The organism is Vibrio sp. YIC-376 (genome assembly GCF_052353105.1).
GTDB lineage: Bacteria > Pseudomonadota > Gammaproteobacteria > Enterobacterales > Vibrionaceae > Vibrio.
This window is the reverse complement of the sequence record NZ_JBBWFK010000024.1, coordinates 40,400-49,035: the sequence shown is the minus strand read 5'-3', so window position 1 is coordinate 49,035 and position 8,636 is coordinate 40,400. Positions and strand designations below refer to the sequence as shown.

General features: G+C 44.3%; 9 protein-coding genes. 7 read left to right on the top strand and 2 right to left on the bottom strand.

The features are described from left to right. The first annotated feature begins 48 nt into the window (after window positions 1-48). Window positions 49-1,485, top strand: a complete 1,437-nt coding sequence (locus WJM94_RS23505; protein WP_444493534.1) for an IS1182 family transposase — start codon at window positions 49-51, stop codon at window positions 1,483-1,485. A gap of 119 nt (window positions 1,486-1,604) precedes the next feature. Here WJM94_RS23505 and WJM94_RS23500 read toward each other — a convergent pair whose 3' ends face one another. Continuing rightward, window positions 1,605-1,889 carry a YeaC family protein gene (locus tag WJM94_RS23500; RefSeq protein ID WP_444496574.1) on the bottom strand — a complete coding sequence of 95 codons (285 nt, stop codon included), beginning with the start codon at window positions 1,887-1,889 and terminating at the stop codon, window positions 1,605-1,607. A 101-nt stretch (window positions 1,890-1,990) separates the two neighbouring features. On the opposite strand from WJM94_RS23500, the gene WJM94_RS23495 reads away from it, so the two are divergent. Next, window positions 1,991-2,812, top strand: a complete 822-nt coding sequence (locus WJM94_RS23495; protein WP_444496573.1) for a DUF2989 domain-containing protein — start codon at window positions 1,991-1,993, stop codon at window positions 2,810-2,812. A gap of 121 nt (window positions 2,813-2,933) precedes the next feature. Here the strand turns inward: WJM94_RS23495 and msrB are convergent, their stop codons facing one another. Beyond that, window positions 2,934-3,344, bottom strand: coding sequence for a peptide-methionine (R)-S-oxide reductase MsrB (msrB, locus tag WJM94_RS23490; protein WP_444496572.1), 411 nt, complete (start codon window positions 3,342-3,344; stop codon window positions 2,934-2,936). A 337-nt stretch (window positions 3,345-3,681) separates the two neighbouring features. Here msrB and gap point away from each other — a divergent pair, with 337 nt between their 5' ends. The 5 genes from gap (at window position 3,682) to WJM94_RS23465 (ending at window position 8,399) form a co-directional block, all read left to right on the top strand. Beyond that, window positions 3,682-4,677, top strand: coding sequence for a type I glyceraldehyde-3-phosphate dehydrogenase (gene gap, locus WJM94_RS23485; RefSeq protein ID WP_444496571.1), 996 nt, complete (start codon window positions 3,682-3,684; stop codon window positions 4,675-4,677). Between the two features lie 144 nt (window positions 4,678-4,821). After that, a complete protein-coding gene (locus WJM94_RS23480; protein ID WP_444496570.1) occupies window positions 4,822-5,706 on the top strand; it encodes a D-hexose-6-phosphate mutarotase in 885 nt (294 codons plus the stop codon). A 219-nt stretch (window positions 5,707-5,925) separates the two neighbouring features. Further along, complete coding sequence (rlmA, locus tag WJM94_RS23475) at window positions 5,926-6,750, top strand: 23S rRNA (guanine(745)-N(1))-methyltransferase (RefSeq protein ID WP_444496569.1); 825 nt, start codon at window positions 5,926-5,928, stop codon at window positions 6,748-6,750. Window positions 6,751-6,846: 96 nt separating this feature from the next. Next, on the top strand, window positions 6,847-7,794 hold the full coding sequence (locus WJM94_RS23470) for a ChaN family lipoprotein (RefSeq protein WP_444496568.1): 948 nt from the start codon (window positions 6,847-6,849) through the stop codon (window positions 7,792-7,794). A 248-nt stretch (window positions 7,795-8,042) separates the two neighbouring features. Continuing rightward, the gene (locus tag WJM94_RS23465; protein WP_444496567.1) at window positions 8,043-8,399 is read left to right on the top strand and encodes a hypothetical protein; all 357 of its coding nucleotides are present in this window, start codon (window positions 8,043-8,045) and stop codon (window positions 8,397-8,399) included. Window positions 8,400-8,636: the final 237 nt, after the last annotated feature.

Sequence of the window (8,636 nt, the reverse complement as noted above, 5' to 3'; positions counted from 1 at the left end):
GGCTAGTCCTTTGATCTAATAGGAGTATCGAAATCTGGATACCTCGACATGCTTCAAGAACCTTCTCCACAACAATACGAACTTGAAATGGTGACGATGGAACAACTTGTTCCCAAAGACCACCTTGTGCGTAAAATTGACTCTGCTATCGATTTTGAATTCATTCGTGATGAAGTCGCCCACCTCTATTGCAAAGACAATGGCCGACCACCTGTAGACCCTGTCCGCCTATTCAAAATTATCCTACTGGGGTACATCTTCGGCGTAAAAAGCGAGCGTCAGCTTGTCAAAGAAATCGAAGTGAATGTCGCATATCGTTGGTTCCTCCGCATGTCCCTCACTGAAAAGGTCATCCATGCCTCGACACTCAGTCAAAACCGTATCCGTCGCTTCAATGGTACGGATGTCTTCGAACGTATCTTTATTAACATCGTTCAACAAGCGATGGCTAAAGGCTTAGTCGCTGGACAAGAGCTCTTTACTGACAGCACTCACCTCAAAGCGAACGCGAACAAAAACAAGCACACCAATAAACAAACGGCAGTCCGAGCGAGTGCATATTTAGATATGCTGGATGAAGACGTTGCACTAGACCGAGCAAAAGAGGGAAAGAAGCCACTTAAAGAACGAACTTCTGAGCAGAAAGCTAATAACACGAAGAGCAGTACGACTGACCCAGAAAGTGGCTTCATGACCCGAGACAATAAGCCGCAAGGGTTCTTCTATCTCGACCATCGCACGGTTGATGGTCAGCATGGCATCATCGTTGATACCCATGCGACCGCGGGGAATGTCAATGACTCCCAGCCTTATATCTGCCGTCTCGACCACACGCTTGAACAGTTTAACCTCAATCCTATCGCCGTTGGTCTTGATGCCGGTTACTTCACGGCCCCTGTTGCTGAATCCCTTGAGCGCCGAGGGATACTTGGCGTGTTCGGCTATCGCCGACCATCACGCACAAAGAATGCCTTCAAGAAGAAACACTTTATCTATAACAAAGAAAAAGACAGCTATCGTTGCCCCAACGGACAGGACCTTATCTACAAGACGACGTCACGCGGCGCTTACCGAGAGTATCACTCAGACCCTAAAGAATGTGCGTTCTGCCCAATGCGTGATGACTGTACTCAAAGTAAAAACATGAAGAAGGTCATCACGAGGCATATCTATACGGAGGCCATGGATAGAGCCAACCAGATGCGGCTCTCTGCTTATGGAAAGAAAACCTACAGGCGGAGAAGTGAAACGGTAGAAAGAAGCTTCGCCGATGCAAAACAACATCACGGTCATCGATACGCTCGCTTTCGAGGGTTAGCCAAGGTGCAGATGCAGTGCTGGTTGGCGGCGGCTGCTCAAAACATCAAGAAGATAGCGTTGGTGGTGAGCACTCTGCGTAAACTCGGCCTAAATCGAGGTGAAATAGCGCAAATCCTCACTTATATACGCCAATTTAAGAACACTAACGCTCTAGAGTTTATCTAACAAAAAATATCGCGATCGCGGCCTGCGGCCGCAAAAAAAACAGAACCCCACCTTAAAAGTGGGGTTCGTCATCAATCTGAAGCCCAATGATTACATTGGGCTTTTTCGTGTAGGGGATGTTAATCAACGTTTGGATTCACACGAACGATATCGCTTTCATGACCACTGAACTGCTTTTTCAATTCTTGCTTAGACTTAAAACTGATTTCCCCGCCGACTGCAACGGTCATATGTTGTGCTTCAGTATTATGTTTTGATTGATACAACATCACAGCTTGCATACACGAGTCTCGCTGCTCTCTAGAAAGTGTTGTACCCTCTGGCCATCTTCCCGTTTCCACTGCATAAACCAAGCGATCATAAACTTCTGGCGTCATCGCTTTTAATAGTTGTTCTGTATCCATAATGTACCTTCTTATTACATTCTGTTCACAGAACATAGCGGGTTAAGAAACTGAGTCAAGGACACAGAAATGAATTGGTGTAACGGATCACAGGCAAAACCATGAAAACAACATACTGGTTACTAACAACCCTCGCCACTCTGGCTATAACAGGTTGCTTTGAACGGAATGTAACCACTGAAAATCTTTGCCAAAACACCCCTGAACTGCGTTGTGAAAACCTCAATATGGATGATGGGCAATGCCGGATTCCGCGCACTAACCTGATTTGGCATCGTTACGAGCAACTCAAAAACCCATCTGAGTCTAATCAAATAAAAGAGTATGGCATCGTCGCTGAATACCGAAAGTGTCTGGAGCTTGCTTCTCAAATCACGCCAATCGATCAAAGCGCTCTAAAACGACAACGCTTCAATGCATTGGTACACAGTATCGATGAGCTGGAGCGTGTCGTCGCAGAACTAAAATCGTCGCAAGAACCGGAGACCTTATATTTTCTTTGGTCACAGACCGGAGACACAAACGCACGTCGCCAACTTTTACAAATGGAAGGTTCAACGAAACTGAATACTGCAGAAATGCAGTACGCCTTAGCCACGTTTTATACCAACAGAGATACTCCTAAAACGCTTATTTTATTAAATAACGCGCTAACGCTGTCGAACAAAGACAATCTAAACCCCGTAATTCTTAAGTCGTTGGCGAGTATTCATCAAGGATTAGGAGATAAAAAGCGTGCTTACGTGTGGGCAATGGTGGCCAAAAGGTTTGATGTTCCCGTTGCTGATGAAAAGCACCTGAAGCGCATGTTCGATTTTAATGATCCAGACCAGTACCGGCAGCTCGACGATCTCGCAAAATCTATCGCGAATAATATCGAAAAGGGAAATTACTCCCCCAACTTAATGCCTCAAAATATTTAAAGTCATAAAACGAAAAAACTCCCGTCTAGCGGGAGTTTTTTATTTGTGCGAGTTGACTATGTTTATAAGTTGACCAATTCAGTTTTGAAAGGATTAAACACTCATAACTGTAATATTGTCATTAATCGTCAGATTTGTTGAAAATTAACGACACTGAGTTTACACAATAGCGTTCGCCAGTTGTCTGTGGGCCATCTTCAAAAACGTGCCCTAAATGACTATCACATGTCGCACATCGTATCTCTGTACGCACCATTCCGTGACTCAGATCATTTAAATAGCGCACCGCTTGATCGTTAATCGGAGCATCGAAACTCGGCCAGCCACACCCTGAATCATACTTGTTATCAGAGACAAAAAGAGGGGCATTACAGCAAGTACAGCTGTAAACGCCAGTTTCCTTATTATGCAATAACTTACCACTGAATGGCGGCTCTGTTCCCTGTTCTCGACAGACACGAAACTCTTCATCAGATAAACGCTCACGCCAATATTCATCGGACTTCGTCACTTTTCTTCCGCTTTGTTCCACTAATTTTAGATCCTTATTTCCTGTTTTTAGCAATGACTTTTTTAGCAAAAAACTTGATTCTCGTAACAGTTGTAGCACATACTTTCTCACCAGGACACCATGTGTAATTAATTTGATACGAGCACTAATCTCGCAGGTTATATTACGCCAACTGAGCTAGAGTAAAAGCAGTAAAAAGTTTAAAAAACGAACATTTGCAAAGAATTGTTAAAAAAAGCGTCGCTTTTTTTTGACTTTAAACAAGTTAAGTCCGATTATCTGTTGCAGATGTTTACTGGATTCTGTAATTTTACTACCAGTTATCTTTAATCAGAAATTAAGTTGTGGAGCAACTATAATGACTATCAAAGTAGGTATTAACGGTTTTGGCCGTATCGGTCGTTTCGTATTCCGTGCAGCGCAAGAGCGCGCAGACATCGAAGTTGTAGGTATTAACGACCTTATCGACGTAGATTACATGGCATACATGCTTAAGTACGATTCAACTCACGGCCGTTTCAACGGTACTGTTGAAGTTGAAGGCGGTAACCTAATCGTTAACGGTAAAACTGTACGTGTTACTGCAGAACGCAACCCTGAAGACCTAAAATGGGATGCAATCGGTGTTGACGTTGTTGCTGAAGCAACTGGTCTTTTCCTAACTGACGAGACTGCACGTAAGCACATCACTGCTGGCGCGAAAAAAGTTGTACTAACTGGCCCATCTAAAGACGCAACTCCAATGTTCGTTAACGGCGTAAACTTCGACACTTACGCTGGTCAAGACATCGTTTCTAACGCTTCTTGTACTACTAACTGTCTAGCACCTATCGCTAAAGTTCTTAACGACAAGTTCGGTATCGAATCTGGTCTTATGACTACAGTTCACGCTACAACAGCAACTCAAAAAACTGTTGACGGTCCTTCTGCTAAAGACTGGCGCGGTGGTCGTGGTGCTTCTCAAAACATCATCCCATCTTCAACTGGTGCTGCTAAAGCTGTAGGCGTTGTACTTCCAGAAGTAAACGGCAAACTAACTGGTATGGCTTTCCGCGTACCAACTGCTAACGTTTCTGTAGTTGACCTAACTGTTAACCTAGTTAACGGCGCATCTTACGAAGCAATCTGTGCAGCAATGAAAGAAGCTTCTGAAGGCGAACTAAAAGGCGTTCTAGGTTACACTGAAGATCAAGTTGTTTCTCAAGACTTCATCGGTGAAACTTGCACATCTGTATTCGATGCTAAAGCTGGTATCGCTCTAACTGACAAATTCGTTAAAGTTGTATCTTGGTACGACAACGAAATCGGTTACTCAAACAAAGTTCTTGACCTAATCGCACACATCTCTAAGTGATTAGCTCTTAACTGAGTTGAAAAAGAGGCGGCTTACAGAGTCGCCTTTTTTGTATCTGGAATTTGAGGGTTGTGTAATCAAGCGCAGCTATAAAAACATCGTGAGCTCGTTACCCCCCTCTCCCAGCGATAGGAAATGAATCAGATGGATTTAAATACCCTTCCTGCCCTAACCGTCCTTTCTGACAACGTCACGGTAGTAGAAGTCGACCAAGTAAAAATTGTTCGTATCATTCACGATAAAGCCACTGCGGGTATTTCTCTGCATGGTGGCCATGTGGTGTCATATAAACCTGCAGGTCAAGAAGACCTGCTCTGGATGAGTGAAAAAGCCGTCTTCGATGGCAAAGCCGCTCTTCGTGGTGGTATTCCAGTTTGCTGGCCTTGGTTTGGACGCATTGCCGCACCTGCTCATGGCTTTGCACGTTCAGCTGAATGGGAACTGGTTGAACACCGTGAAAATGAGAATGGTGTGATTGTTGAACTCGCGCTATTCCCAACGGAAGAGACACACCAAATCTGGCCACATATGTTTGATGCGCGCCTTATCGTTGAAGTCGGTGATGAGCTGAAAGTGACACTAAAAGTGCTCAATATTGACGATGAAGCCTGGAACTTCTCAGGAGCACTTCATACGTACCTCAATGTAGGCGACATTTTGCAAGCTCAGACTACTGGCATGGGCAGCGAATACATCGACAGCCTAAAAGGCGGAGAAGTATGTCAAGGTGGTGAAGTTCTGCAACTGAGCGACACTATCGACCGTGTTTACTCAAAACCAGAAGCTCAAATCTTGGTAAAAGACCCTGTTCTTGAGCGCACTCTGAGTGTGGAAAACCACGGCCACAACTCTGCAGTTCTATGGAACCCTTGGGCTGAAGGTGCTCAATCAATGGGTGACATGGCAGACAATGGTTACCAAACCATGTTATGTGTCGAGTCTGCTCTGCACGCTTCCAGCCTAGAGCAAGGGAAAACCTTGCAGCCTGGTGAAAGCCACGAGTTAATTACTGTGATATCCGCGCAGTAATAATGTTAAAGGCCGGTTTATCCGGCTTTTTTATTACCAGAACATTTTCAAACCACACCATCAAACAAGTGACTTATCCAGAGTGGATGACTGAAGAGCATAACGTCAAGCAATATTGTTCAAGATTGCCACTAGTACACGCATCTAAGTTCTTTTTGTTTCACTTGAAGTCACGCTTTTTGATAGAATTTATCGCCCTACTTTCAGCCTGAGATCGCCATGAACTACCAATGCCCTCTATGCCACCAGCCTCTTGCACTTAACGACAAAACGTTTAAGTGTGAAAATAACCATCAGTTCGACATGGCAAAAGAAGGCTACGTGAATCTGATGCCTGCACATCACAAACGTTCTAAAGATCCCGGCGATAACAAAGAGATGATGCAAGCTCGTCGTCGATTTCTGGAAGGAAATTATTACGACCCAATGCGTCAGGAAGTTGCGCGTCTTTGTTCAGAGTATACTGACGGAACCACTCACCAGTTGTTAGACATTGGCTGTGGAGAAGGCTATTACACAGATCAAGTGCAACAATCCTTACATGCTCAAGATGAGAATGCTGTTACCTTTGGTCTGGATATTTCAAAAGTAGCGATTCGCTACGCTTCCAAGCGCTATCCTCAGTGCCAGTTTAGCGTTGCATCTAGCCATAGACTTCCGTTTTCTGACCAATCTCTGGACGCTATCTTACGAATTTACGCACCATGTAAAGCAGAAGAGCTAAAACGTGTCGTTAAAGACAATGGAGTGGTCATTACCGTTACACCCGCAGGTCGTCACCTGTTCCAACTTCGTGAGCGCATTTATCAAGACGTACGTCTTCATAACGAAGAACCAGAAACCATCGAAGGTTTCGAACTTGAACATCAACAGCAGCTTAACTATATGATGGATTTGAAAGATGGTGACGCGTTTGACCTGTTACAAATGACACCATTTGCCTGGAAGGCAACGGATGAACTCCGTGAAGAGCTAAAGTCGGCTACACTTTTCCGATGCGAGGCGGATTTTATGTTGCGTGTTTATCGTAAAATAGCGCGTTAACAGCACCCCAAAATACCACAACGATATTCATTCTCATTTACATTGATTAATCGCGCTGCCTCCATTAATATCACGCGGACATTTTTGGAGGTCTTCATGCGCTTTTCATTTTTAGGTTTTGCATTAGCAAGCGTACTTACTGGCTGTGTATCTTCCTCGCCAACAATTTCTCAATCCACTTCACCTGAGGTGACCAGCTTTTACGATTACAGGCTGTATTCTCCTTCTGGTGATCCCGTTTCAATAACGACGCTAACACCTGAACTGCAGCAAGCTGACGTCATTCTGATTGGCGAATGGCACACTCACGCCGGTATCCACCGTTTCCAGACGGATATGCTAAAACACTTATCCACCGGTAAGCGCCCTATCGCCCTTTCTATGGAGCAAATAACACGTGATAAGCAAGACGTGCTAGATGCGTATTTAGATGGCCAAATTGGCGAGCAATACTTCATCCAACAGAGTAACGCCTGGCCAAACTATGAGAGTGACTATCGCCCTCTCATCGAGTTTGCAAAGCGTTCTGACATGCCGGTTATTGCCGCCAACGCGCCGAAAAAGATAGTACGTTGCATAGGCCGCCAAGGCGTTGACTACCTGAATAAACTGGATAGCAGAGAACGTAGTTTTGTTGCTGAAACCATCAATACTGGCGACAGCCTGTACAAAGAAAAATTTATGTCCTCTATGCACCACGGCAAACCAGAACAGACAGAAAAGCAATACGCGGCACAAATGACTTGGGATGAGACCATGGCAGAGTCCGTGGTCAATTATCTCGCCAAGCACCGAGGGACTTTAGTTGTTCACATAGCAGGTAATTTCCACACGGAAGGTGGGTTGGGTACGGCAACATCAATTCTAAGCCGTAATCCAAATTTAAAGGTTATAATCATCACTCCAAATGCTGAAATCAGCTCTGATAGCACTGACTACCAACTCGAAGTATTAGCCCCGCCGATACGCTATGTGCAAGAGAACAATCGCATTCAAGCGTTTAAGCATCTTGCGATGCGAAACACAGAGCTTGAATGTCAATAAACCATTAGCGAGTCTGATTTCTCGAGCTACATCATCATCCGCATAGCCTCAGCCTAGTGCATTTCAAGTTACATCAAAAAAATCGGTCTGCTTTTTGCTTTAATCCCCAGATATTCATAGGAGGCGGCAAAAACTGGCCTGATTTTTATCCAATTCATTTAAGAAATGCCACAAGCCGTCGATATATAAAACGATTAGAATTATTACCCGCGCTCATTGACCGAGTGTCGATTTTCAAGGAGTACTCGATGAATCCAGTAGGAAGCAACACCGTTAATTCATATGCGAACCTGCAATCCACCACTACTCAAGCAAAAGAGATTACGGAGGACATTGCCGCGTCACCATTAAAAGTTGAACAAAACAAAGTGACGCTCTCTTCTGAAGGCAAAGCACTCCTTACGGCACTACAAGAAATTGAGCACGAAAGTAAAAAAGCAGAAGCGGAAAATAAAACCGTCAGCGAAAAGGTTGAATCATTCACCCATGGTGCTTTAGGAATGGGGCATCCAACTGAACTTGAAGAAGAAGATGGCTCCTACTCTGCAGGGAAATACCTTTCTGCCGCGCTTAGCGTCGGTGGGATTATTCTCGCTCTTGTGTAGCGGCAATAAATTTGCTCGACACGATAGTAAATCGCATTTGAGTCAACCAATTAAAACAGACAATAATAAAATCCGCTTAAAAATAAAGCGGAAATAAGTGGATGACTTTAGTCCATGCTTCCGACCCTCAAACGTAATTTAAGCCCACTCCAATGGGCTTTTTTCGCCCCTTAAAAACAAACAGGCAGCAGGAAAAAATGACATTCCTGTTAAACTTTTTTGACTTACACAAAACTG

Coding starts and splice junctions, on each gene's coding strand:
- rlmA (WP_444496569.1), top strand. CDS start 5,926: ATGAACTACCAATGCCCTCTATGCCACCAGCCTCTTGCACTTAACGAC.
- gap (WP_444496571.1), top strand. CDS start 3,682: ATGACTATCAAAGTAGGTATTAACGGTTTTGGCCGTATCGGTCGTTTC.
- WJM94_RS23465 (WP_444496567.1), top strand. CDS start 8,043: ATGAATCCAGTAGGAAGCAACACCGTTAATTCATATGCGAACCTGCAA.
- WJM94_RS23480 (WP_444496570.1), top strand. CDS start 4,822: ATGGATTTAAATACCCTTCCTGCCCTAACCGTCCTTTCTGACAACGTC.
- WJM94_RS23500 (WP_444496574.1), bottom strand. CDS start 1,889: ATGGATACAGAACAACTATTAAAAGCGATGACGCCAGAAGTTTATGAT.
- WJM94_RS23495 (WP_444496573.1), top strand. CDS start 1,991: ATGAAAACAACATACTGGTTACTAACAACCCTCGCCACTCTGGCTATA.
- WJM94_RS23505 (WP_444493534.1), top strand. CDS start 49: ATGCTTCAAGAACCTTCTCCACAACAATACGAACTTGAAATGGTGACG.
- WJM94_RS23470 (WP_444496568.1), top strand. CDS start 6,847: ATGCGCTTTTCATTTTTAGGTTTTGCATTAGCAAGCGTACTTACTGGC.